Origin of the sequence: Aeromonas sp. 600774, assembly GCF_049175075.1 — a bacterium.
GTDB classification, from domain to species: domain Bacteria; phylum Pseudomonadota; class Gammaproteobacteria; order Enterobacterales; family Aeromonadaceae; genus Aeromonas; species Aeromonas veronii_A.
Genome location: NZ_JAAKUJ010000004.1, coordinates 122,794 through 147,805 on the forward strand (window position 1 = coordinate 122,794; position 25,012 = coordinate 147,805).

Below are 25,012 nucleotides of genomic sequence, written 5' to 3' on the forward strand. Positions count from 1 at the left end.
CAAGGAGTGTGTATGCGTCTGTATGGTGATCTGCGTTCCGGCAACTGTTACAAGGTGTGGCTGCTGGCCCGCTGGCTGGAGCTGCCCCTTGAGTGGGTAGAGGTCGATATTCAGGCGGGGGATACCCGTACCCCTGCATTTTTGGCCATGAACCCCAACGGCAAGATCCCGGTGCTGGAGATGGGTCAGGGCGATACGCTGGCGGAATCCAATGCCATCCTCTTCTATCTGGCGCAAGGTAGCACCTTGTGGCCAACCGATCCGCGCCAGCAGGCCGAGGTGCTCAAATGGATGTTCTTCGAGCAATACAGCCACGAGCCATACATCGCGGTGGCCCGCTTCATCGTTCACTATCTCGGCCGACCCGAGTCGCAGGAGGCGCGTCTCGACGGGCTGAAAGCCGGTGGCGAGAAGGCGCTGGCGGTGATGGAGCAACAGCTGAAACAGAGCCCCTACCTGTGTGGTGATGCGCCGACCATCGCCGATATCGCCCTTTATGCCTACACCCATGTGGCAGAGGAGGGGATCTTCTCTCTGCAGGGGTGGCCCGCTATCCGTAGCTGGATCGCCCGTATTGAAGCCCATCCCCGTCACCTGACGCTGCCCGCGGCCTGTCAGGCCAGCTGATGGAACTGCTGATCGAGGCCAGTCTGTGGCAACCGCAGTGGGCTGCGCTGTTGCCGCACTGGCAGCAGCAGGGTCATCGCTGGCAGCTGCTACTGGGCAAAGAGGCGGCCGCCGTCCTCGATCAAACCGATGCTCCCTGGGCGAGCAGTCCTCCTGACGGGGTGCTCTGCCCGGGGGCCCTGCTGGCTACTTGGCTCGATGGGGATCTGCTGGCGGATTTTCATGTTGATCCCAGCCGCCAGATCCTGATCAGTGCCTCTACCTCCCTATTGACCCTCGCCAGGGAGCAGGGACTGCTCACCCTTGGCCCTGTGGGGGCCGATCTGCCGCTCACCCCCGAGGCCGATTTGGGCGCCGTGCTCAATCGCCTGCTGGCGCGCCGCGTGACGGTGCCGACCCTGGCTGAGGGGCATCCGCTATCAGGTGTCGTATTGCGACCGCTGCAGGCCGACGATGAACGCGAGATAGTGCGCTACTGCAGCGACGAGGCGCTGGCGCGCTACACCCTCAATATTCCTCACCCCTATCCGCCGGAGGGGGCCCGCGACTGGCTGGCGCTCAGCTGGCGCAAAGCGGCGCTTGGCCTTGGCTGGAGCTGGGCCATCACCTTGCCAGAGGAGCAAGGGGTGGCGCTGGTTGGAGTGATCTCCTTGCAATGGAATGGCGAGCTCGCCTGGTGGGTGGGCGTGCCCTGGCAAAATCGCGGTCTGGCGACCCGGGCCGCTGGTTTGGTCAAGGGGTTCGCCTTTGACCAACTGCAACTGCCTGCGCTGACGGCTCGCCATATGCTAGACAATTTAGCCTCCGGCCGGGTGATGGCAAAACTGGGGATGCACTATCGCGGGCGGCGCCATATCAGCGGTCGTCAGCCGTGCGAGGTGAGCTACTGGCGACTGGATCGCGCTCCCTCCTTGCCCAATCCCTTGCCCGAGGAAATTTCCCGCTGGCTGGCAGATGAGCGGATCGCCGTGGTGATCCTGTGGGATCCCGCAACGACCAATCGGCAGAGTACCAACGGCAAGCTGGCCATTTCGCTCTTTGTGGATGAGAGGGGCGCGGAGGAGCCCTGCTCTCTGCACTGCCCGCCGCATCTTGAGCGGTTGCTGGCGATGCACTGTTACCCCATCGATCTGCTGGAGCAGGCCGAACCGGAGCAGTTGTCCCATCTTGGCGGCGTCTTGCTGAAAGACAGGGATGAACAGGGGCTGGCGTGGTTGCTGCACCTGGCCGCGCTGCAGCGTCAAGGGCCCGATCTGCTCAGCCGCGAGGAGCGCGTATCACGGCTCCACTGGTTCAACCAATTGATGGCGCAGGCGCTGGGCAGCAACGGTGACTCTTCGCAGATACGCTATCAGCAGTTACGGCTGCTGGTGGAGCTGCCGGAGCTGGTCGACGAGCTGGATGGCTGTTGGCATCAAACGCCCGAACTGACCTTTGAGCGGTTGGCGCGGGAGGCTCCCGCCCTTTGGCTGGCCTACCGCGAGGCGATGAACAGGGCCACCCCGGCTACGCTAACAGCCTTGCAGCAGCAGTTTGCCGCTCGTTTTCCTGAGTGCACCCTCCCATTTTTGGACAAAGGTACTCAGAATGACCAGCCGTTGTGTGGAATAATGCCCGCTCTGCTGTACGAGGAGTAATACCTGATGTTGAGAACCGAGCGCCCCGGTGACATGCTGCCGGTCTATGAGCTGCTGAGTGCCGCCTTCGGTCGTTCCGATGAGGCCGAACTGGTCAACCGCCTGCGCGAATGTGGTGCCGCCGTAGTGACCATGGTCGAAGAGGAAGAGTACGAGTTCATGGGGCACCTGATGCTAAGCCCGATCACCATTAACGGCATGGAAGGGCCCTGGCTCGGTCTGGCGCCGGTCGCGGTTCATCCTGACTGGCAAGGTCAGGGGATTGGCTCGGATCTTATCCGTGAAGGGCTTGATACGGCGCTCGAGATGGACTGGAAAGGGGTGGTAGTACTCGGGGATCCGGCCTATTACAGCCGTTTCGGTTTCCGCCCGGCCAGCGAGTTTGGCCTGCACTGCATCTATGAGGTACCTGCCGACTGCTTTATGGCGATGGAGCTGCAGGAAGGGGGGTTTGCGGGAGTGCAGGGGGAGGTGCTCTATCACCCCCTGTTTGATGAACTCCCTGACGAGCTGCCGGACGCGCAGGCAGAAGAGTCCCATTTCTAGCGAGAAGTTGCAGCGACAAGCTATAACGAAAAGCCCTCATCGAGGGCTTTTTCAGTTTATATCAGTCCCTGCCGGGCTTATTCGAGCAAATAGGCTCAGGCAATGATATCGAGCTGGGTGCCCTTGCGATTATCTTCGCCCACCATGTCACCCATCTGCTGGGCGAGCGGGCTCTGCTGGAATTGCATGTAGTCGCTCAGATTCTGCTGGCGCTGGTAGCGATTCGCAGCCTGATACATATCAGCCGTGCTCGGGCCCGACTTGCTGTCGCTCTCCTGACCGCTGGCCTCCAGGTAGCGCTCCACCACGGCTTTATCTTGCTGGTTAGCCGTATAAGAGACCGCCAGGGTTCTGCGAACCGTTGCTTTCTCTTCGCTCTGTGCCTGCAATTCATCCTTCTTGGTCAGTGCTTCGTTACGGGCCTGATTGACCTGCTCGGGTGTGACAGCGGGAGAGGAGGGGGATTTGCCGTAATCGGGCAGCGGCATGGGCCGGGAGGTGATTTGCATGGTGGCGCTTCTCTTGTGAACAGGGACGGACGCATGATACCCATCCATGTTAGCTCAATAAATGACCACCTGTCGGTTCATCAAGAGTAGGTTCAGCTTCGCGCATCGATTGCTAATTGAATCGCCTCTGAGTGACAAAAAAGCGCCATAAGGCGCCTTTTTATCCTTCGCTTACCGCCGGATCAGTTGAAGAACCAGTAACCACGGTTGACCAGACGGGTCAGCAGTTGCAGGAAGCCAGCCTGATCGGCCAGCTCCACCATGTCGGCCTGAGTGATGATGTCTTTGTCACACAAGAGCGAAATGGCGGCCGCGTCTTCGCTCTGCAGCGTCCAGGCTTCGCCGTCGATGAAGCACTGCTGGCTCTCGCCGCTAAACCAGACGGTGCGCAGACCCGGCACCTTGATGGCAGGCTCGCCCTGGGTCAGCAGGTCGGCTACCTCCTCGGCACTGTAGTCTGGCTCCACCGGATTGACGTCCAGATCGTGCTTGGCCTCGGAGATCATGGTGCCGAACCACTCCTTGAACAGGGTCTCGTCATCAAGGGCCTGCTGCATCAGCTCGCGCAGACGGTGCAGTTCGTGGGGCTGGATCTCGCCGTGACGGGCGCGGGGCTTGAGATCGGCATCGCCGTAACGCTCGGTACGCACCTCGTTGTCGATCAGGTGATCGGCAAAGGAGGAGATAAGCGCTTTGGCATCCGGCGCGCGGAAACCCACCGAGAAGTTCATGGAGGGCTCGATGGCGTAGCCTTCGTGGGGGAATCCTGGCGGAATGTAGAGGATGTCACCCGGCTCCATGATGACGTCGATGATCGCCTCGAACGGTTCGCAGTGCAGCAGGGCGGCGTGGGCGGCGAACTCGTTGAGCGGCTTGGCATCGCCGACTCGCCAGTGGCGCTTGCCCAGACCCTGGGTGATGAACACATCGTAGTTGTCGATGTGGGGGCCGACACCCGCATGGGGGGTGGAGAAGCTCACCATCACATCGTCAAAGCGCCAGCCCGGGATGAACTGGAACGGCACCGCCAGCTCGTTCACCTCGGGGGCCCAGTGGTTGCAGGCCTGTACCAGAATGGTCCAGTTCTCTTCGCCCAGATGGTCATAGGATTCGAAGGGACCGTGGGCCGCATCCCACTTGCCGTCGAAACGGGTGACGAGGCGGGACTCTACCACCTCTTCCATGGCCAGACCCGCCAGCTCGTCCGGGCTGATGGGATCCTGAAAGTCCTTGAAGCCACCCTTGATAAGGAGCGGGCGCTTCTGCCAGTAGTGCTCGAGGAAGTGAGCGATATCCAGATTGAGTTCGTACATGCTGTTTCTCGTGTATCGCAAAGAGGTTTTGCCCAAGGCGGGCTTGGGAAAAGCCACTCGGGATCCTGCCGTGGCAGGGAAAATAACAGGGGCCCTGTGGCGTATCGTGCACAGGGCCCCTTCGTCACTGCCGGTTGGCTTACTTCAGCAGATCGACCAGACGCTGGGCGTCGCCGATGTAGTTGGCCGGGGTCAGCTTCTTCAGCTCGACCTTGACCGCTTCCGGCAACTCCAGGGTGTCGATAAATGTGCGCATCCCTTCAGCATCGACGCGGCGACCACGGGTCAGCTCCTTGAGCTTCTCGTAAGGCTTCTCGATACCGTAGCGGCGCATCACGGTCTGGATCGGCTCGGCCAGCACTTCCCAGTTGGCATCCAGATCGGCAGCCATGGCTGCGTCGTTGGCTTCCAGCTTGGAGATGCCCTTGAGGGTCGCCTGATAGGCAATCAGGGAGTAACCCACTGCCACACCCAGGTTGCGCAGCACGGTAGAGTCGGTCAGATCACGCTGCCAGCGGGAGATGGGCAGCTTGCTCGCCAGATGCTGGAACACGGCGTTGGCCAGACCCAGATTGCCTTCGGAGTTCTCGAAGTCGATGGGGTTGACCTTGTGCGGCATGGTGGAGGAGCCGATTTCCCCCGCGATGGTGCGCTGCTTGAAGTGACCCAGGGAGATGTAACCCCACACATCGCGGTCGAAGTCGATCAGGATGGTGTTGAAGCGGGCCATGGCGTCGAACAGCTCGGCGATATAGTCGTGCGGCTCGATCTGAGTGGTGTAGGGGTTCCATGTCAGACCCAGGGAGGTAACAAACTCCTCGGAGAACTGGTGCCAGTCCACATCCGGGTAGGCACTGAGGTGGGCGTTGTAGTTGCCGACCGCACCGTTGATCTTGCCGAGGATCTCCACCGCCATGATCTGCTTGAACTGGCGCTCCAGACGGTAGGCGACGTTGGCCATCTCCTTGCCCATGGTGCTCGGGGTCGCCGGCTGGCCGTGGGTACGGGAGAGCAGCGGCATGTCACGGTACTCGTGAGCCAGACGCTTGAGCTCGCTGATCAGTTTCTCGCAATAAGGCTTGATGACCTCTTCGCGAGCGGTTTTCAGCATCAGACCGTGGGAGTTGTTGTTGATGTCTTCCGAGGTGCAGGCGAAGTGGATGAACTCGCTGACAGCCGCCAGCTCCGGGTTCACTTCGACTTTCTCTTTGAGGAAGTACTCCACCGCTTTCACATCATGGTTGGTGGTGCGCTCGATCTGTTTGATACGGGCGGCGTCACTCTCGTTGAAGTTGCTGACTATGCCATCGAGCAGGGCGTTGGCGGCCGCGCTCAGGGCAGGGACTTCCGGGATCCCGGCGTGGCTGGCCAGTTTTTGCAACCAGCGCACCTCGACTTCGACGCGAAAACGCAGCAGGCCGAATTCGGAGAAGATAGGGCGCAGGGCATCGGCCTTGTCGCCATAACGACCGTCAATCGGGGAAACAGCAGTCAGCGCGGACAGCTCCATGGGGTGAACTCCTGATGATTTGTGTGGGGGATCCGTATCCACTCGCGCGTGGGGCTGAGTTGTCATCAAGGCGGATGTGCGGCTGTTCACCCTGATGTCGACCTCGCTTGCCCGCGCGCGAGCCGATGATTAGTAACGTTTGGCCAGCTCCACCATCTTCTTGCGAGCGAAGATGATTTGGGTGCGGCTGCCACCGAGCTGACGCCACAGCACGCAGGCACGAATGCCTGCCAGCAGCAGGGCGCGCACCTTGTGCTGCACCAGCGGTTGCTGCAGGAACAGCGGGGTACCCGCCACCTGGATGCGCGGCCCGATGGGGCTGATAAGATCGCTGTAGATGCTCGCCATGTTGGCCAAAATCTGCTCGTCGAGCAGATCGAAGTGCTGTTGCTGGCGACCGATCTGGCTGATCCGCTCACCCAGCATATTGAGAATGTCTTTGCGCTTGGCCAGCTTGCGCTCCAGTGCAATCAGGCTGACCACGTAGCGGGTCAGCTCGGCATTCTTCTGGCTGCCGTCGGCACCTAGCTGCTCGACCAGCGCACGGTAGCCGTCGCGAATGGCCAGATGGGTGTTGTTGAACACCTCGAGCGGCTGGCTCGGGTTGGTCACCAGAATGCTGGAGAGGCTCTCGCGCAGGGCGGCCTCGTCACAGCTGCCGTCTCGGGCCACCTTCTGCACCAGATACGCGGCCTGGCAGATGCCGGCAAAGGCCATTGTTCTGTCTTGGAATTTATCGTTCACGTCTGCTGCCTTCTGTTAAGGATTCAAACCGGATGGCTGAAACGTTGTTCGATGATGCCGCCGCCCAGACACACTTCCCCGTCGTAGAAGACGGCGGACTGGCCCGGGGTGACCGCAGCCTGTTTCTCGTCGAAGATGACCCGGATGGTCTCGTCGTCGATGGGCTGGATCAGGCAGGGGATATCCTGCTGGCGGTAGCGGGTCTTGACGGTGCAGCGACGCGGTTCGCGAATGGGGGTGCGATCCACCCAGTGCAACTGGCTGGCAATCAAACCATCGGAGTAGAGGCGGGGATGTTCGCCCTGCGCCACCACCAGCACGTTGCGCTCGACCTCTTTGTCGACCACATACCAGGCCTCTTCGGTGGCATCTTTGCGACCACCGATACCGAGCCCCTTGCGCTGGCCCAGGGTGTGATACATCAGACCCTGATGCTCGCCGATCACCTTGCCATCCACGGTCTCGATTTTGCCGGGCTGGGCGGGCAGAAACTTGGCCAGGAAGTCCTTGAACTTGCGCTCGCCGATAAAGCAGATGCCGGTGGAGTCTTTCTTCTTGGCGGTGATGAGATCCAGCTGCTCGGCGATGCGGCGCACCTCGGGCTTCTCCAGATCGCCAACCGGGAACAGGCTCTGACCCACTTGCTTCTCGCTCAGGGTATAGAGGAAGTAGCTCTGATCCTTGTTGGTATCGAGACCGCGCAGCAGGCGCGGGCGGCCTGTGCTGTCGTCACGGCGCACATAGTGGCCGGTGGCGATGTAGGTGGCACCCAGCTCTTCGGCGGCAAATTCGAGGAACGCCTTGAACTTGATCTCCTTGTTGCACAGGATATCCGGGTTCGGCGTGCGGCCAGCCTTGTACTCTTCGAGGAAGTGCTCGAACACGTTGTCCCAGTACTCGGCCGCGAAGTTGATGGTGTGGAGTTTCATCCCCAGCTTGTCGCAGACGGCCTTGGCATCAGCCAAATCCTGGGCGGCAGAGCAGTACTCGTCCGTGTCGTCTTCTTCCCAGTTCTTCATGAACAAGCCTTCGACCTGATAGCCCTGCTGCTGGAGCAGGTAGGCCGAGACGGAAGAATCCACGCCGCCGGACATGCCGACGATCACCTTGATTTGGCTGTTGTCTGTCATTAGTCGAAGTTACCAGTTCGTTTAAACGGGGCGTATTCTACCAGAGTTTTGCGCCCCCGGTCACATATCCATGCCGCAGTTCCCATCAGGAGCCTGATAGCAGGAAATCGTTTTTCTGTTGTTGGCCTTTGTCGCCGAAAAAGAGTGTCAAATGGCCTCATATAAAGGCCTTGAGGGCCGAGAGTGGCAGCCGTGTTCCCGCCAGATAATCCTGAATGCACTGCCATACCAAGGGGCTGCGCAGGGCCGGTTTGCATTCCGCTATTTCTTCCAGAGTGAGCCAGTGGCAAGCCAGCACATCGCCGTCAGGATCCTCTGGATGGTGCTGACCCGGCGCTTTTTCAAGGTCGAAGATGATGGCGGTGCGCACATAGGTGGCCTCGCTGTCGGCCGGTTTGTAGAGATAGGTGCCAAGCCAGGCGGTCGGTGTGGCGGTCAGCCCCGTCTCCTCTTTCAGTTCGCGACAGGCCGCTTCAAGCAGGTTTTCCCCCGGCTCCACATGGCCGGCGGGCTGGTTGAAACGGCGCTGGCCTTTTATCTCCTCTTCCACCACCAGAAAGCGCCCCTGCCACTGCACCAGGGCGGCGACCGTCAGGCGCGCCTCCATGCGGGCGTGGCTGGTGGCCGATTGCTCTGCCTGATTGCTCATCATGACCCCTTGTCGTTGCTATTGGGATTGCCCGCTCGGGCGGGTCTGCGTGCCGTTCCTCGCCCGCTGCTGCGGGTTTTGCCGCCAGTCGGGCTTGAGGTTGAACGCTCGGTTGGGTGAGTGCTGCGGGGACGCTCGTCCCGTCTCGGCTGGCTGGCCCGCCGTGGCGCATCTCCTGCCGGTTTGGCCGGTTTGGCGGTATGAGCGCCTGAACGGGATGAGGAGGGACGAGGGCTGCGGCTGGAGCTCGGCGCCAGCTCGGGGGCGGGCAGGGCGCGGCTCTCGCCGGGTGCCAGACCATCCAGGGTCCAGTCACCGATGGCGTAGCGAATAAGGCGCAAGGTGGGGTGGCCGATATGGGCGGTCATCCGCCGTACCTGCCGGTTGCGCCCCTCGATGATCTTGATCTCCAGCCAGCTGGTGGGGATCTCCTTGCGCTCGCGAATGGGCGGATTGCGCGGCCACACCGCAGGTGCATCCATGATGCGCGCCCCGGCGGGCAGGGTCATGCCGTCATTGAGCTCCACACCGGCGCGCAGGGCGGCCAGTTTCTCCTCGCTCGGGAGCCCTTCCACCTGCACCCAGTAGGTCTTGGGGGTCTTCTCCCCCGGCTGGGTGAGGCGCGCCTGCAGCTTGCCATCGTTGGTGAGCAGCAGCAGCCCCTCGCTGTCGCGATCGAGCCGCCCTGCGGCATAGATGCCGGGCTCTTTGATGTAATCCTTGAGAGTCTCGCGGCCCGCCTCGTCGGTGAACTGGCAGAGCACCATATAGGGCTTGTTCAGCAGGAGCAATTTGCGATCCTCTGGGGCCAGCTCCGGTTTGCGGGGGGATGCATGGCGGGGTGCGGCTGGTTTGGTAGTCGTGCGCGGGGCGTTATCGCGCGGCGTACGGTTGACAGAGAGACGGGAGCGGGGAGATTTCATCGGATACACACTTCAGACAGACGATGGCAGCGAGTGTACCACAGGGTGCTGAGGGCTGGATGAATGGCTGGCGTTACAGCAAGCAGTGCCCGGAGCCAATTCGCCTAGCTTAGCAGGCTCTCTATGACGATAGCCTGACGGGCGGGGGCCGAGCCCGCCAACAGCAGGGCGTGGCTAACCACATCGTCGATCATCGCCTGCGCCAGTCGGGTGAGGGGGCGCAGGGTCTCCCGTCCGCTACCAATCGGCACCGCCAGCAGAATAATGGTCTGCACCGGCCCGATTTGAGAGCCCCACTCGATGGGCTCCTTGCAATTGAGCAGGGTCAGCGCTGGTTGGCTGATCCCTTCGCTCAATACATGAGGCATGGCAAGGCCGGGGCGGATGATGGTGGCCGAGACCTGCTCGCGCCGCTCCACTGCGGCGGTCAGTGTGGCGCGGTCGGTGATCAGCTCGGTGGGCAGCAGATCGATCAGATGCTCGAGGGCTTCGGCTTTGGTCAGCGGTTCGGGGCTGTGGGCCAGCTGGCGCAGGGCAAAATGGTAGTCGGGCAAGGCGTTTGCCAGTCGCAACTCCGCCAGCGCGGCGGTGCGCGGGCGCACCAGCGGTTGACCCAGCTCCCCGCACCAGCAGGTGAAGGCCATGTGGGCGAGCTCGGCATCGCACCCTTCAATTTGCAACTGGCAGAGATCGCCGGGCTGGGTGGCGAGGGTCAACAGGGAGAGCTGGTTGCTGGCGGCAACGGTCTGGCGCCGGGTGAGGTTGGCACAGCGGATGGTGGATTTGAACATCCCCGCCAGCCGGTTCAACTGCTTGGCCTGGGTGATGCTCAACCCCTGCTGGCAGTAGAAGGTGATTTCGCGGGTCAGCATCAGGCCGGGATCGGCAGGGCCTTGAGTACGGCGTTGGCATCCAGCAGCACGGTTTCCAGTCTCACCTGATGGATGGTGCAGCCGAGGAAGCGCTCTTTCTGCTCAATCTCGATATCGGAAGCAATCAGCACCAGGTCGGCGCTGGCAATATCGCGGGCGGTCAGCATGTTCTCCATGCCCATGGCGCCCTGTGTCTCGACCTTGATCTTGAGTCCCAGCCCAGTGGCGGCTTTTTGCAGGGCATCGGCAGCCATATAGGTATGGGCAATACCGGTCGGGCAAGCGGTGACGGCGACGATCTTCATCTGCTCTCTGTGATGCTGACAAGGGGGAGCAACAAGATAGCGCCAGCGGGGGGCTTTTACCAAAAGCGCATATGAAAAGTGGGATCTTGATGGGGATATGCCTGCCCCTTGAACGGCAGTGCAGGCTCATGCCGGGCCAGTCGGGTGGCTGGTTGCTCCAAACAACAAGGGCCACCCCGGTGGGTGGCCCTGAACAATCTGCGTCTGTTGTTATGGCTATCAGGCGGTCTGGGCGGCCAGTTCGGCGGCTTTCAGTTCGCGCTTGATGCGGCGGATCTTGCGCTCTTCGGCGACCGCGACACAACCCATCAGTACCAGACAGGCGGCGGCTGCGATATCCAGCGCGGCGAAGGTGCCGGTCCAGCCGGTCAGACCGAAGATGGGGGTGCCATCGGCGATCATGCCCAGACCCAGTTTGGCGAAGCTGTCACCGATGAGGTAGGCAAAGGTGCCCTTGACGCCATCAGCCACGCTGATGCCCTGCTTGGGGACGAAGCCTACGGCGGCGACGCCGATCAGCAGTTGCGGACCAAACACCAGGAAGCCTAGGGTGAACAGGGAGCCCAGGAACATAAACTGGGTAGTCGCATGCTGGTAGAGACCCAGGGTGGCGATGATCAGCGCCAGCGCCACGCAGGCAACCAGACCACGACGGCCATTGGCCAGATCGGAGAGGTAACCCCACATCAGGGTGCCGACCAGTGCGCCCACTTCGAAGAAGGTAAAGCCCTGAATAGCCACGTCTTTGGAGAAGCCCAGCTCCTGGTGGGCATAGACGGTGGACCACTGGTCGATACCGATACGCACCACGTAGAGGAAGATGTTGGCAAAGCAGAGCAGCCAGATCACCTTGTTGAGCAGCACGTACTTCACGAAGATCTGCCACTTGGTCAGCTTCTGCTCTTCGGTCGCGATATCCTCTTCGCTCGCCACTTCGTCAAACAGCTCTTCCACCTTGCCAAGGCCATAGGCTTCCGGTGAATCACTACCAAAGCGCAGGCCGATAAAACCGACGATCAGCGCGATGATGGAGGGGAAGATAAACATGCCGAGCACGTTGCCATCGAACAGGTAGTTGGCACCGAACAGCGCCACACCGGCCGCACCGGCACCGCCCACGTTGTGGGAGAGGTTCCACATGCCCAGATAGGTGCCGCGCTTGTTGCGAGGGGTCCACTTGGTGATGGTGGAGTAGCTGCACGAGCCACCACAGCTCTGGAAGAAACCGCTCAGGGCATAGAAGAAGATCATGAAGTAGAGGCTGAAACCGGTGCCGCCCATGCTGGCACTGAAGCCCAGCATGCAGAGCGCGGAGAGGATCAGCATCAGCGGCAGGAACTGCTTGGTGTTCTTGCCGTCGGCATAGTAGGAGACGATGGTCTTGCCCACCCCGTAGGTGATGGAGAAGCCAAGGCCGATCATGCCAAGCTCGGTCATGGAGAGACCGTACTCCTGGATCATGTCATTTTGCGCAATGTTGAAGTTCTTGCGGATCAGATACATGGTCAAATAGCCAATAAATACAACCAGATAAGATTGCATAAACGGCTTGAACCAGAGCTTGCGCCGGGCTTCGACCGGCAGGTCGAGGGTGGGGACCCGGACCTGTTGGAGCAATTTCAACATCTTCGTTCATCCTCTGCGAGATAGACGGTATTTCCGCCGCGCCCCTCATTTGTAGATAGGTTGTTCGAGGTCACGCCACGGAAGGGGGAACGGAACGTCGGGGCTGTCAGCCGTTGCTGCGCTCGACGCTCCATCCATATAAACCCGGGCCCGGCACGGGATGACGGGGCACATTGCCCGTCGCGGTGCGGGTCACGACATCAGGTGGGGTGACTCTAATAAGAGGGGCAAAAAATGGCTTGAGAGCCATCCCTAGTGGGGCTAGGAAATTTTCCTAGTTTTTGCGCTTTCGCGGACAAAGCGTGAGAAACATCACACCGCTGACGCCGGATTGCTGCCATTTCAGCCAGTTTGGCGCTTTGTGCGAGTGCTGGGCTGGGCTGGGCTGGGCTGGGCTGGTGGGATGGATAGGCCAGAAGGGAGCCAGGGAAAGGTAAGGGGAAAAGTGAAGGGAGAGGGCTGATTGACCACCATTTCTCGGGGGGCGATTTTGGGAAATACGGCTCGCCAGCTATCCCCAAAAAACAAGAGGCCACCCCGTGGGGTGGCCTCTTTTATGCTCTACGAGCCGCGATGGCGAGGGGGGACTCAGGCCACCTTGGCCAGGGTCACCTCGTCACTCTTTTTGACTCGCAGCTTTTTCAGGGCAACCGCCACCACGCCGGTGACGATGGCGCCGCAGATCATGCAGAGCAGGGCCAGCAGCGGCTTGTTGACGGCGCCCAGCAGGGCCACGATGGGGCCACCGTGGGCAACGCTGTTGGTGATGCCGAACAGGAAGGCCATCACGGCGGCGGTCATGCTGCCCAGAATGTTGGCCGGGATAACGGCCAGCGGGTCACGGGCGGCGAACGGAATCGCCCCTTCGGAGATTCCCACCAGACCCATGGCACCGGCGGCTTTGCCCGCTTCGATTTCAGAGGCATCGAAGATACCGAGCTTGCGACCGAGCACGGTCGCCAGCGACATGCCAAGAGGGGCAGCCGGGATGGCGCAGGCCATGGCACCCATAAACTGGGTCTGACCGGAGGCAATCATGCCCACCGAGAACAGGAAGGCCACCTTGTTGACCGGGCCACCCATATCAAAACCAGCCATACCACCCAGCACGATACCCAGCAGCACCAGACTGCCACCGCTCATGGAGAGCAGCATGGCGTTCAGGCCAGTCATCATGTCGGCAATCGGGGCGCCGATGATGAAGATAAAGACCGCAGCGATAAAGAGCGACCCGATGATGGGGGCGATCAGGATCGGCACTAGCGGTTGCACCATCTTGTGGTACTGACGGGTGGCAATCCAGCGCACCAGATAACCGACCAACAGGCCCGCGATGATGGCACCGATAAAGCCGGTCCCGGCATCAGCGCCGTAGAAGCTGCCGTTGTTGGCGATCCAGCCGCCGATAAAGCCCGGCGCCAGTGCCGGACGGTCACCGATGGCGTAGGCGATATAGCCCGCCAGAATGGGGATCATCAGGGTGAAGGCGGCCACGCCCACGTTGAGGATCTGGTTCCACATGCTCCCTTCCGGGATCTGCATGCCGCTCGGGGTCGGGTTACCGCCGATGGCCAGTGACAGGGCGATAAGCAGACCACCGGTCACCACGAACGGGATCATGTGCGATACGCCGTTCATCAGGTAGCGATAGAGATCCGAGCTGCCGCCGCTGGCGCGCTTCTCGTCACCCTTCTTCTCATCCTTGTCCGCCACATAGGCGGGGGCTTTCAGCGCCTGCTCAATCAGACCCTTGCCATCCTTGATGGGGGCTTTTACGCCGGTCTTGATGAGCGGCTTGCCAGCGAAGCGGGCCATGTCCACCTGCTTGTCACAGGCGACCACGATGGCGGTGGCGCGGGCAATCTCGTCTGCGGTCGGGCTGTTCTTGACACCGATGGAGCCGTTGGTCTCCACCTTCACCTCATAACCCAGCTCCTTGGCGGCGCGCTCCAGCGACTCGGCCGCCAGATAGGTGTGGGCGATACCGGCCGGGCAGCCGGTGACACCGATAATAAAGCCTTTGCTGGTGGTCGGGGCCGCGCTCTGCTCCTCTTTCTTGGTCAGCAGCAGCGCCAGCGCATCGGCCGGGGTTTTTGCCGCCAGCAGTTTGGCGATAAAGCCCTCTTCGATCAGCTTGCCGGAGAGCTCGGCCAGCACTTCGATATGGTGGTTGGCGCCGCCATCGGGGGAGGCGATCATAAAGAAAATGTGGGACGGCTTGCCATCTTCGGCGCCGTACTCGATGCCGTTGCGGCTGATGCCGATGGCGACCGCCGGATTGCATACCGCCGCACTCTTGGCGTGGGGCAGGGCCACGCCCTCTTCAAAGCCGGTGTTACCCAGCTCTTCGCGGGCCCACAGATCCTTGATAAAGGCCTGCTCGTCGCTGACCTTGCCTTGCGACGCCAGCAGGCGGGCCATCTCGGTGAAGACCTCTTCCTTACGCGTCGCTTTCAAATCGAGGTTGATCAGATGTTCATTGATCAAGGTGGTTATCATGGCGCTCTCCCCGCTCCGTTGCCGGAGCCTGTTGGCATGCCGCCCTTGCAGGCCGGCATGCAGACAAAATTGACCCGACTATTATCGCGCCGAGGGAGAGGTCACCCTATCGGACAAATGTGCGAATAACTGGATTTTTGTGCGCCATCACTTTGAGTGTGACCCTGATCGCAAAGCTGAACAGCTGCTGAAATGGGGGCGGATTGAATCGCTCATATTTTTATTGATGATTAAAATCAATTGTTTGTGTTTGTTCGTGGTTCAGCGTTTTGGCCGTGCGGTGAGTTTTTACGCAGTGGATGGGCGCGCTCTTTCTATAAATTTGTGAGGTGAAAAATGGCTGCTGGATGTGAGCCAACGCACAGAAATGGCCTCGCTGGCGGGATGCGAGGGGCGGACGCAGAGGAGGTGCGAGCAGAACAAGCTGGATAAATGGGTTGCACCATCGGTGCCAGACAGCTCACCACAACGGGCAAGAAAAACCACAGCCATTGGCGCACCATAGGGTGCAATAAACAAAGTGAATTGCACCGCTTGTTTGGGCAGGCTGGGTGGTGGCAAAGATAGAGGTGCAATGCGCTGCGCTTATTGCACCCTACTGGATTGATGTTGATTACGCGAATGTCTGAATATGCTTCGCTACCCAAGCCTATGAGCTCATTGGATCGGTTTTAGATGGTCCAAATATGGTGCACATAATTCTAAAAAAATGGTTTTCCAGCGTTCAGGAAGACCATTAAAATCATTGTCCCAATTTTGGGATATATGTTGAAATGCTTTGTATGGTTTTTCACTCGATGGAGCATCATAGCCTAGAAGGTCTTCAATACACTCTTCAATCATAATTCTTCGATCAGCTCCAGTTTCAGCCAAAATAGGTGCATTCATCGCTTCGGCTTTAGCTGTTCCCGCATCTCTATCATGCATAAAAATATATTCAACATCTAATGCATTAAGATACTTGGCTATGGATATCAATACGGCTTTTCCTCTAGCTCTTAAAAATTCACAGTTACCGATAACTCGAGCTTTATCTTCGGGAGATAATCTCTTAATAGTTTCGCGCACAACAACTTCTTCAGTATCGCCTTCAACAAAGACACACTTGTTCGTAAAAAACATTCGAGATATATAATCATCTATCTTGAGTAGCATTTTAAGATTTTGTTTTTCATTGTCTTGAAGGTTTGAAAATGCGCTTTCTAAGTTGAATGAAGTCGTGTCAGTAAATCGGTCTGCATTATAGGAAAATTTAGTTAAGCTCACACTTTTTTCCGTGCCTAGATTAACCATGTATGGTGAGTGAGTTGTTGCTACTATTTGACAGCTTGGCCCGGCTAAATCATAGAGTGAATCTCTTAATTGATTTGCCGCGGAAGGATGCAAATAAATTTCAGGTTCTTCAAAACAAAATATTGTACTTCTTGGATTATCTGCCGTTCTATTTACAAACTCTTGAACAAAGCGTAGCAGTTGAAATGCAGTTGCACGTATCATTCCATGGCCTTGATAAGAAACCTCAGTCTTGACGTTACTTTCTAACTCAACCGAAAATTGAGGTTTTATTGTTTTTTCTGGTTTGTCTAGGGCTGCTGAAACATGAACAGATGAATCTGGAAATAGATTGTGAGCCATTCCATTCAACTCTTCTATGAGCTTGCCAAAGTCAGTTTCTATATCATTTGGGTTGAGCTCTAAAGCCAATCTGTTTAGAAATATTTGTGCTTGTTCGTAGTTTTCAGATGTGGAGCGCACTTGTTCAAATAAATCACCTAAGAGTGAATGTAATGCTCCACTGCTAGATGTAAGTTCTGATACGCAGGATTCAGCAGGAATAATTACAATGCGTGGTAATTTAGATAATACGTTGCCTGGTATTCCACCAGGATTTTCAACCCATTTCGGTTCTTGATTATCTTGAACCTCCCAGTAATCGGTTAGGTCTTCCAGTTTTTCTTGATTAGCTTTTAGGGATATTTTTTTGTCGAAGTTAGTGTCACCAAAAAACTCTCTCAAGAAGTCTGCTGAGAATGTTTCACTAACCAAATCTGATACATTTATTGCATTTGAAAAAACATCCTTTGGTTTTTTAGGATATTCTAACATGTAAAATTTGGGTTTTGACTGTTTGATAGACCATACTTTTTTATATACGATACTGTTAGATGTTTCATTTTTTAGTGGTGTATCGACATGAATAACTCGACCTTTAAAACCTATCCACTCCTTCGCGTCATCCGGTAAGTTGTGATATCGGGCGATAATTTCTATTTCTTCTGCATACTCATAGAGCTCTTGCTCATCGTTGTATGTCTTTGAATAGTCTTCTCGTATGGCGTTACCAGCACTATGTAATAGTTTAATTGCAGAGAATACACTGGATTTACCTGCATTATTAGCACCTATTAAAAATGTTGAATCTCTAAAATGAATGGTGCAATCTCTAAGCTTCCTAAAATTCTTAATGCTTATTTCATGTAATCTCATATAGTTACCGTCATTGAGATGATGTGATAATTAAATGTAAAAATAAAATTTTTTGTCGAGAGATAATGATTAATTCGGAATGATATATAAATTATGAATACTATTTATCTCTTCTTTTTAAGACCAATTTTCACTATTTGTAGACTATGGTCTCTACTCTGCAGCAGTAATTCGTCCATATAAAATGGTGGCCAAACAGCTTGATGCATAAACCTAGGTAGGCCGGTTTCCAACTGAGGCATATTAATCTCGATTAAAATTGAATGAAACCATGACAGGGCAAAAACCTGCCAGAGATCAATAAATTACTCATTAAGTGGGTGTTATCTGTCCGCCTGGCGCTGTGAGTGCAAGCTGAGCTTCACCTCTTGCCGGGTACTACCGCCACTCAATACTCCAGAAACTTCTCCCCGCAGCGTTCGCAAATTAGATGTTTTACATGGGTGGTCTGGTAGGCCAGTGTTTCACCAAACGCCCAGTTGGTGATGCTGCTGGAAGTAAAGGCTTGCCAGAAGGCTTTGCGCGGATCCTTGGGCATGATGTCCTGGCAGTGATCGCGGGCGACCAGCACCACGATATGACGGGTACGCTCCCTGCATTTGTCACAGCGATGGATTTCAGTTGGCGGATTCTGGTCGTGCGGGTTGCTCATAAAGGGGCTCGTGAAGAGATGCGGGCGCCCATCATATTCCTCTCCACTTGACTCTCAATCTCTCCTTGCCAGCGCAGTGAGCAGGCTCACATTTTGCGCCCCCTCTTTGTTATTTGCCCGCGCGCCGCAGCCGTGTGCCTCTGGTCGATGCTCGCTTTTGCGGTTTGCTGGTGAGCCGTGATGATATGGCGGGTGGGGCGAGCTCGGGTTGCTGCATCTGGGTCAGCATCCGCCTTGCCGTCTGACGACCGATTTCACGGGCCGCCTATCTGCAGCGGCTCAACGCGGCTTTCCCCGCCATCGACTATCGGGTGCCAGAGGGAACCTATCTCGCCTGGATTGATTTGAACGGCCTTGGCATCGACTCCACCGAACGGATGGATGCGCTGCAAGCTTTGCTGGTGGAGAAATACCGGGTCGCCATCATGCGCGGCGACACCTACGGCCCAGAAGGCACAGGCTATATCCGCCTCAACGTCGGCTGCCCTCGCTCGAAAGTAGATCAAGGACTCGACGCCCTGATCGGCGCGCTGGGGGAGGTGGGGTAAGGGTTGGGATATCTGGCTGGATGAGCTGTTGATTCATCCAGCCGGTGACCTTGATAGAGGCGTTCGGCTCGGTTATTGCGGGCTCAGAAGGTGGCGATCAAGGGGCTATTGCAAGTGACCTGAGCCTGAAGGTCCTGGCACAACATCTGAATGTGGGGCTCATCGATCTTCTCGCGAGGGATATAAATACCGATAGTCCCCTTGTTGTACTCTTCGCCCATATTCAGCTGGCCAATACCGAATCGGGAAAAATAACCAGCCATGCTCACCGGATAAGGCATGACAGCATTGCTGTTATTGACAATATCAATGCTGGTGAGCAGGGAGTTGCTGCTATAAATGATTTTGTCATTTAACTTCATGGCGGCGCGTTCCTGCTTTTTTCTCGCCAAATCATCGACCAGATGCAGATATTTATCCTCATCCGGCGTCACCAGCAGGCTGGGATAATCGACCAGGTCCTGCTTGCTGCATATTTTCCCTGTGAGGGGATGGCCCGCTCTGACAAATACCCCATCGTGAGAAATAAATAGCGGGATAAATATCAGGCTGTAATTTTTGGCCAGCCCGTGAATTTCATGTCCGAGAAACAGATCGATATGATTGCCCAACAGCAGATCGAGCAGACGCAGATGGTTGCCGACTTCAATATTGATGGCGCAGGATGGGTTGGCCTGCTGATAGCGGGCGGTGACAGGCTGCAATACCGGTTGCCACCATGCATGTCCGGTGCCCACGTTTAGCGGTCGTGCGGTGCGCTCGCGCAGGGTGGCCAGCTGCCTGAGGGTATCATCGTAGATCCGCTGCATCATGCGCGCCTGCTCCAGCAGCAGCTCTCCAGCAGCGGTGAGCGTCACGCCGCCCGCGTGCCTGACCAGCAAGGTCGTTTCCAGACTCTCCTCAAGTTTTTTCATGTTGTGTGTCAGCGTCGGCTGGCTGAGTCCCATTTGCCTGGCGGCCAGACTGACATTTTTGTGGGTGGCTACTGCAATAAATTGTCTTAGATGCTTGTCCACGAATATGGCGTCCGGTCATGGGCGGGTGGTGCGCCAAGCTAGTGTAATCACCATGGGCTGTCAAATAATCCTCTTCGCTGACAGGCTATTTTATGTGGCTCCCTTCACGTTGTTTTCAATACATTTTTGCCACCTGATAGCCGGTTTGGTGCTGGGGATCACGTAATTTCATCTGGTTATAGATGTTATCTATGCCTATTGGGTTGCAGTCTATTTTTCTGGTGAATGTTGACCACGTAGACTGGCAAAAACAGTTTTACTCAATGCTGTTTCAATAACAAAACAAAAAAGTAACGAAGGGAATATATGAAAATTCGTCCATTGGCATTATCCGTGGCGTTATGCTGCGGCGGGGTTCTTTTGTCCGGTTGTAACGACAGCTCATCCAGCGGCAACGATAACGGGGCCAAACCCGAGGTGAAGGCGCCCTGGAATTTTGATCTCTATATGGTCGGTGAGTTTAGCGGCTGGGGTCGTGAGGAGAAGTTCAAACTGACCTTCAAGGATGGTGTCTATCGTCTGGACAACCTGAAAATGAACTCGGGTATGTCCCCGTTCAAAGTGGCTGGCCCCGAGTGGACCAAATATCCCGATTTCTCTGCGGATTCCCGCAAGGAGACCAGCATCTTCCCCGGTCAGGTCTATCCCATGTACTACCAGAACAACGGGCAGAACAACCGTCTGGTGGTGACGGAAAAGGGGCTGCTCGACATTCAGGTCAAGGTGACCAATGCCGATCTGGCTGCACCGGCCATCGAGTTTTCCATGGTGCGTGATGACCCCAATTACAGCGAGAGTCTCTATCTGAAAGGGATTGATGGCAATCTGGAGCCTGTCCTGCAGATGGTCTATCAGGGGGACAAGCAGTATGTGATGGTGGCCAAGCTGACGGCGGGTGAGCACAAGATTAAGATCGCCTCCGCGCAGGAGGGGATCGGCTTTGGGCTCAATGGCGTCATTGCATTGAACAACCCGGTCAAGATGCAGCGCTGCGATGCTCAGTGCCAGCTGGCAACCGTGCGGGTAGAGCAGGAGGGGTATTACAAGTTCCTGCTGGATGCCAGCCAGGATGAGAATGCTCCTCTGTTGCAGGTCAGCGTTGCAGGCGATAGTGATTTGGGCATGATCAATCCCCATGAAGGGCATGAGCTGATCGAGAAGCGTGAGTATGAGACCTATAAGCCCGGAGTGACGGAAACGGCCACCTTCTCGGTCAAGCGGGCCAGTGACGAGTATCGTAGCTATGCGCAGTCGACCACTCAGGAGTTGCGTGATCCGGGTGATAGCTTTACTACCTATCAGGAGCAAGCGGATCTGCCCCGCCTGCGCTCCGGCAACATGGTCTTTGATGCCCTGTTTGCGCTGGCTACCCACGAGATGCGCCAGAACAGCGTGGCGCAGGTCAAGGATGGCAGTTACAACGGGGGTCAGGCGATCCCGTGCGACTGTTTTGAAACCGGCGCCAAGTGGCATTACGTCTGGACGCGGGATCTCTCCTACGCCACCGATCTGGGGCTGGGGGCGCTTGATCCTCAGCGTGCGCGTAACTCCCTGCGATTCAAGCTCTCGGATTTCAGAGCCGAGCTGAAAAGCGATCTGGACAATTTGATCCCGCAAGGACGCCAGATCATCCAGGATACCGGTACCGGGGGCAGCTGGCCCATCAGTACCGACCGCATGAGCTGGGCCCTGGGGGCCGAGCGGGTGCTGGCCGCCCTGCCTGATGCCGAGCGCAGTGCGTTCTTGCCCGAGGTCTTTGAAGGACTGAGCAACACCATAGAGAGTGATCGTCTGGCCGCCTTCGATAGCGCAGATGGTCTCTATGTCGGCGAGCAATCCTTCCTCGATTGGCGCGACCAGACCTATGCCAAGTGGATCACCGCCGATATCGCTCACATCGGCATGAGCAAATCTCTCTCCACCAACGTGACCCACTATCAGGGGTTGCTGCTGGCCGCGCGGGTGGCGGGCGAGCTGGGGCACGATGAGCTGGCGATCCGCTATAACCAGTGGGCGGGGGATCTGAAACTGGCGATTAATCGCGCTTTCTGGCTGGCGGACGAGAAGATGTATGCCAGCCTGATCAACACCACTACCGATCAGAGCCCGGCCTACAAGTTCGATCTATTGGGGGAATCCCTCGCCATTCTGGCCGGTGTTGCCGATGAGGCGCAGGCCAAAGAGATCATCAGTCGCTATCCCATGGGCCCTTATGGCGCGCCGGTCTACTTCCCGCAGCAACCCGATATGCCGGTTTACCATAACCGCGCCATTTGGCCCTTTGTCTCCGCCTACGGGCTGAAGGCGGCGGCCATGGTGCAGAACGTTGCCGTGGTCGATCACCATATCGACTCCCTGATGCGCGGTGCCGCGCTGAACCTATCCAACATGGAGAACCTCGAGTGGCTCTCCGGCCAGCCCTCCCTGATGGATCTGACCCATCCCGATTTGACGGGACCGGTGATCAACTCCCAGCGCCAGCTCTGGTCTGTCGGGGGCTACCTTGGCATGGTGACCGACACCACCTTCGGCTACAAGGTGGAAGAGGGGGGGATCCGGATCAAGCCGTTTGTCACCGCTCACTTGCACAAGCTGATGGGGGCCAAGCCCGAGGCTGCACTCAAGGGATTGAACTATCGTGGCAAGCAGATTGACATAGTGCTGCAACTGCCGGAGCTGGGCGGGGAGGGCAGTTACTATCCGGTGCAGAGCGTGACGCTCAATGGCGTTCCGGTGGGGGAGCAGATAAGTGAAAATATGCTGGCCCCTGGCAACCGGATTGAGGTGACGCTCGGTGCCGCCGTGGCTGATGATCAGGAGATCCGCCTGATCAAGGATGTGGCGCCGCTGGATGTCGAGAACCGGCTGGTGTTTGCACCGACCGAGCCGACCCTGCTCGGGGTTAGCGAGCAGAGTGGCAAGCTGGTTGTTGCCCTGCAGGATAGTGTCAACAAGGGGGCGCTCAGCTACAACATCTATCGGGATGGCAAGCAGGTGGCCTCCGGGCTGGATCGGGCGACCAGCTGGGTCGACGACATGGTGTTACAGCCGGGCCAGGCCTATTGCTACAGTGCCGAGGCGGTCTATCCGGAGTCTGGCAACCGCTCCCATCATGCCAAGCCGGTTTGCTATCAGCCTGCGCTGCAACATATCGCCATCGATGCGGCCAACGTCTCCCATACCGGCAGCGTGAGCGCCGCCGATGGGGCCATTCCCGTCCCTTACCTCAAGGATTGGGGCCGCCCCGACGACAGCCTGCTGGTGCAGGGGGTCAAGCTGGATGGCAAGCGTACTATTCGTTTGCAATACAGCAATGCCCAGCATGCCATCAATCTGGGGGTGACCAACGGGGTGAAACGGATCTCGGTGCTTAGTGGTGGCAAGGTTGTCGCCAGCGGCATGGTGCAGATGCCCCATGTGATGAAAGAGGGCGACCTCAAACCGTTGCGTGACTCGACGCCGTTCGTGGTGGATCTGCCCGCCGGAGAGTATGACATTCGGGTGAGCGATTTTTACAACATGAGTTACCTGAAGGCGAACGACACCTACAACGATGCAGGCGGTCAAAAGGGGGCGGTCAATCTGATCGATCTCGCCAGCATCACCGTCTCGGCTCGCTAGGTAGCCAAACAAAACGGCCAAGCAAAACCGCCCCGGAGGTCCGGGGCGGTTTTTTATTTGGTGATACCGAGACGAGTCGTCTGGGTGGGCAGGGGCTCAGCGATAGCGGCCACGTACCGAGCTGCTGGCGCGGCCGGCCATCTTGATCAGGCTCTGGCGGGTGTGCAGGTGGCAGAGCGCGACGCCGAGGGCATCTGCTGCATCCGCCTGCGGGGTGGCGGAGAGTTTCAGCAGATGGGTCACCATATGCTGCACCTGCTCCTTGGCGGCGCCACCGGTGCCCACCACTGCCTGCTTGATCTGGGTGGCAGAGTATTCGCTCACCGGCAGATAGGCGTTGACCGCGGCGACGATGGCGCTGCCCCGGGCCTGTCCCAGTTTCAGGGCCGAGTCGGCGTTGCGGGCCATAAAGACCCGCTCGATGGCAAATTCGGTGGGTTTGAACTGGGTGATGATCTCGCATACCCCGTCATAGACCTGCTTGAGGCGCTCCGGCAGCTCGCCGCAATCGGTGCGGATGCAGCCAGAGCCCAAGTATTCGGCCTTGCCGCCCACGACCCGGATAACCCCGTATCCGGTGATCCGCGAACCCGGATCGATGCCCAAAATAATGCTCATGGGTGTTGATTGCTCTAAACGCGAGTGATGGCCGCCAAGATAGCAAACTGTGGCCCGTTTGGCTGTATGTCCCGGGTCAAGCGGGCAAAGATTGGCCAGCTTGCGTCGGGCCTGGTTAGCCCTTGAACAGCGCTATGGTGTCGCCATCCTGCAGGCTGCCTGCGCCACGCACCACCACCCGATCCCCCTGCTTGAGGGCGCCGCTCACCGCAACTTGCTGGCTGTCGCCAAACAGCACGGTGACCGGCACCCGATTCACCTTGAGCGCCTTGCCGCTTCGCGCCACCTGATAGACCACGCTGCCATCGGTGCCGAGCACCAGAGCGTCCCGGGGCAGCAGCATGCTCTGCTGATCCCCCAGTGGCAGGGCAACCCGTACCGGCGAGCCGATGATAAAGGTGCCCGCTTCCGGTTTGAGGCGCAACTCGATGAGGCGCGACTTGGGATCGGCGCTGGCGGCTCGCTGGTAATAGACGCCGTGACCGCTCAGCTGCTCCCCCTCCACCCGTAGCCGGGTTTGCGGCGCCAGCTGCTGGGCCCAGAGAATGGGGGCTTGCAGGCGGATATCCGGCTGATCCGGATTGACCAGTTCCAGCGCCTGCTCGCCCGCGTCCACATGCTCGCCGGGCTGGATGAAGTGGTTGTTCACCACTCCGTCGAACGGGGCATAGATGTGGCTGCGGCGCAGCTGTTCTTCAATCTGGTTTACCTGTATGGCGGCCAGTCGCTCGGCCAGCGCGGCCTGCTCCACATCGTAGCTGGCCTTGTCGTACTGGCTCTGGGAGGCGCTCTTTTGCTGGTGCAGTCGGGTGATCCGTTGGGATTCGGCGCGAGCGAAGCGCAAGTTGCTCTGCCATTTCGCCTGCTCGGCGCAGGCCTGCTCCAGCGAGAGGCGCAGCGCTGCGCTGTCGAGGCGCAGCAGCTCGTCCCCTTTTTTGACCCGGCTGCCAAATTCGGCGATCCACTCCACCCGGCCGCTCACTTCGGCACTGAGCGCAGCTTGCTGGCGACTCGCCACCGTGCCGCTGACCCAGATATTGGCGGCCGCATCCCCTCGGGTCACATCCGCCAGGGTCACCATCTTGCCCTGATCGGCCAATACCGGTAGCGCACTGCCTGCAATCAGTGCAGCGCCAGCCAACATTCGGGTAATCATATGTGTCATTGATGAGCTCCTTGC

At 58.0% G+C, this 25,012-nt stretch carries 20 protein-coding genes and 1 pseudogene; 5 read left to right on the forward strand and 16 right to left on the reverse strand.

Features of this window, described 5'->3' with window-relative positions; genetic code table 11:
- Positions 1-12 precede the first annotated feature (12 nt).
- From G5171_RS06160 to G5171_RS06170, 3 genes are read left to right on the forward strand one after another with little or no spacing between them, the layout of a single operon-like run.
- A complete protein-coding gene (locus G5171_RS06160; RefSeq protein ID WP_216979245.1) occupies positions 13-627 on the forward strand; it encodes a glutathione S-transferase family protein in 615 nt (204 codons plus the stop codon).
- On the forward strand, positions 627-2,264 hold the full coding sequence (locus G5171_RS06165) for a GNAT family N-acetyltransferase (protein ID WP_421259958.1): 1,638 nt from the start codon (positions 627-629) through the stop codon (positions 2,262-2,264). Before G5171_RS06160 ends, G5171_RS06165 begins: the two co-directional genes overlap by 1 nt.
- 6 nt (positions 2,265-2,270) lie before the next feature.
- The gene (locus G5171_RS06170; RefSeq protein ID WP_128816154.1) at positions 2,271-2,810 is read left to right on the forward strand and encodes a GNAT family N-acetyltransferase; all 540 of its coding nucleotides are present in this window, start codon (positions 2,271-2,273) and stop codon (positions 2,808-2,810) included.
- 95 nt (positions 2,811-2,905) lie between these two features.
- On the opposite strand, the gene G5171_RS06175 is transcribed toward G5171_RS06170, so the two are convergent.
- The 13 genes from G5171_RS06175 to G5171_RS06235 form a co-directional block, all read right to left on the reverse strand.
- Positions 2,906-3,319 (reverse strand): hypothetical protein, encoded by a 414-nt coding sequence (locus tag G5171_RS06175; protein WP_421259959.1) that lies wholly within the window; start codon positions 3,317-3,319, stop codon positions 2,906-2,908.
- 182 nt (positions 3,320-3,501) lie between these two features.
- Positions 3,502-4,632 (reverse strand): cupin domain-containing protein, encoded by a 1,131-nt coding sequence (locus tag G5171_RS06180; protein ID WP_005353621.1) that lies wholly within the window; start codon positions 4,630-4,632, stop codon positions 3,502-3,504.
- Between the two features lie 139 nt (positions 4,633-4,771).
- Positions 4,772-6,142 (reverse strand): adenylosuccinate lyase, encoded by a 1,371-nt coding sequence (gene purB / locus G5171_RS06185; RefSeq protein WP_005334624.1) that lies wholly within the window; start codon positions 6,140-6,142, stop codon positions 4,772-4,774.
- Positions 6,143-6,271: 129 nt separating this feature from the next.
- Entirely contained in the window at positions 6,272-6,886 is a 615-nt protein-coding gene (gene hflD / locus G5171_RS06190; RefSeq protein ID WP_421259960.1) for a high frequency lysogenization protein HflD, read from the reverse strand.
- Between the two features lie 23 nt (positions 6,887-6,909).
- Positions 6,910-8,016: a tRNA 2-thiouridine(34) synthase MnmA gene (mnmA, locus tag G5171_RS06195; protein ID WP_005353619.1), complete on the reverse strand. Its 1,107-nt coding sequence runs from the start codon at positions 8,014-8,016 to the stop codon at positions 6,910-6,912.
- Between the two features lie 157 nt (positions 8,017-8,173).
- A complete protein-coding gene (locus G5171_RS06200) occupies positions 8,174-8,665 on the reverse strand; it encodes an NUDIX hydrolase (protein WP_064339722.1) in 492 nt (163 codons plus the stop codon).
- A complete protein-coding gene (locus tag G5171_RS06205) occupies positions 8,665-9,588 on the reverse strand; it encodes a pseudouridine synthase (protein ID WP_421259961.1) in 924 nt (307 codons plus the stop codon). Before G5171_RS06205 ends, G5171_RS06200 begins: the two co-directional genes overlap by 1 nt.
- Positions 9,589-9,692: 104 nt before the next feature.
- On the reverse strand, positions 9,693-10,460 hold the full coding sequence (locus G5171_RS06210; RefSeq protein WP_201902712.1) for a PTS sugar transporter subunit IIA: 768 nt from the start codon (positions 10,458-10,460) through the stop codon (positions 9,693-9,695).
- Positions 10,460-10,765 (reverse strand): PTS fructose transporter subunit IIB, encoded by a 306-nt coding sequence (locus tag G5171_RS06215; RefSeq protein WP_005334611.1) that lies wholly within the window; start codon positions 10,763-10,765, stop codon positions 10,460-10,462. Before G5171_RS06215 ends, G5171_RS06210 begins: the two co-directional genes overlap by 1 nt.
- 219 nt (positions 10,766-10,984) lie before the next feature.
- Positions 10,985-12,391, reverse strand: coding sequence for a hexose-6-phosphate:phosphate antiporter (gene uhpT, locus G5171_RS06220; RefSeq protein WP_005334609.1), 1,407 nt, complete (start codon positions 12,389-12,391; stop codon positions 10,985-10,987).
- 588 nt (positions 12,392-12,979) lie between these two features.
- Positions 12,980-14,890 (reverse strand): PTS fructose transporter subunit IIABC, encoded by a 1,911-nt coding sequence (locus G5171_RS06225; RefSeq protein ID WP_421259962.1) that lies wholly within the window; start codon positions 14,888-14,890, stop codon positions 12,980-12,982.
- Positions 14,891-15,547: 657 nt separating this feature from the next.
- Positions 15,548-17,377, reverse strand: a complete 1,830-nt coding sequence (locus G5171_RS06230; RefSeq protein WP_421259963.1) for an AAA family ATPase — start codon at positions 17,375-17,377, stop codon at positions 15,548-15,550.
- A gap of 388 nt (positions 17,378-17,765) precedes the next feature.
- Positions 17,766-18,029 (reverse strand): hypothetical protein, encoded by a 264-nt coding sequence (locus tag G5171_RS06235; RefSeq protein WP_421250579.1) that lies wholly within the window; start codon positions 18,027-18,029, stop codon positions 17,766-17,768.
- A gap of 275 nt (positions 18,030-18,304) precedes the next feature.
- Here G5171_RS06235 and G5171_RS06240 point away from each other — a divergent pair.
- Positions 18,305-18,577, forward strand: a pseudogene (locus tag G5171_RS06240) (aminotransferase class I/II-fold pyridoxal phosphate-dependent enzyme); the annotation flags it as partial.
- 83 nt (positions 18,578-18,660) lie between these two features.
- Here G5171_RS06240 and G5171_RS06245 read toward each other — a convergent pair.
- Positions 18,661-19,593 (reverse strand): LysR family transcriptional regulator, encoded by a 933-nt coding sequence (locus G5171_RS06245; RefSeq protein ID WP_421250578.1) that lies wholly within the window; start codon positions 19,591-19,593, stop codon positions 18,661-18,663.
- Positions 19,594-20,112: 519 nt separating this feature from the next.
- Here G5171_RS06245 and G5171_RS06250 point away from each other — a divergent pair.
- Positions 20,113-23,214 carry a hypothetical protein gene (locus G5171_RS06250; RefSeq protein WP_421259980.1) on the forward strand — a complete coding sequence of 1,034 codons (3,102 nt, stop codon included), beginning with the start codon at positions 20,113-20,115 and terminating at the stop codon, positions 23,212-23,214.
- A 96-nt stretch (positions 23,215-23,310) separates the two neighbouring features.
- Here the strand turns inward: G5171_RS06250 and ruvC are convergent, their stop codons facing one another.
- Together ruvC and G5171_RS06260 are read right to left on the reverse strand one after the other, a co-directional pair.
- A complete protein-coding gene (ruvC, locus tag G5171_RS06255; protein ID WP_005334512.1) occupies positions 23,311-23,832 on the reverse strand; it encodes a crossover junction endodeoxyribonuclease RuvC in 522 nt (173 codons plus the stop codon).
- Positions 23,833-23,947: 115 nt separating this feature from the next.
- The gene (locus tag G5171_RS06260) at positions 23,948-24,997 is read right to left on the reverse strand and encodes an efflux RND transporter periplasmic adaptor subunit (RefSeq protein ID WP_421244120.1); all 1,050 of its coding nucleotides are present in this window, start codon (positions 24,995-24,997) and stop codon (positions 23,948-23,950) included.
- Between the last annotated feature and the right edge of the window lie 15 nt (positions 24,998-25,012).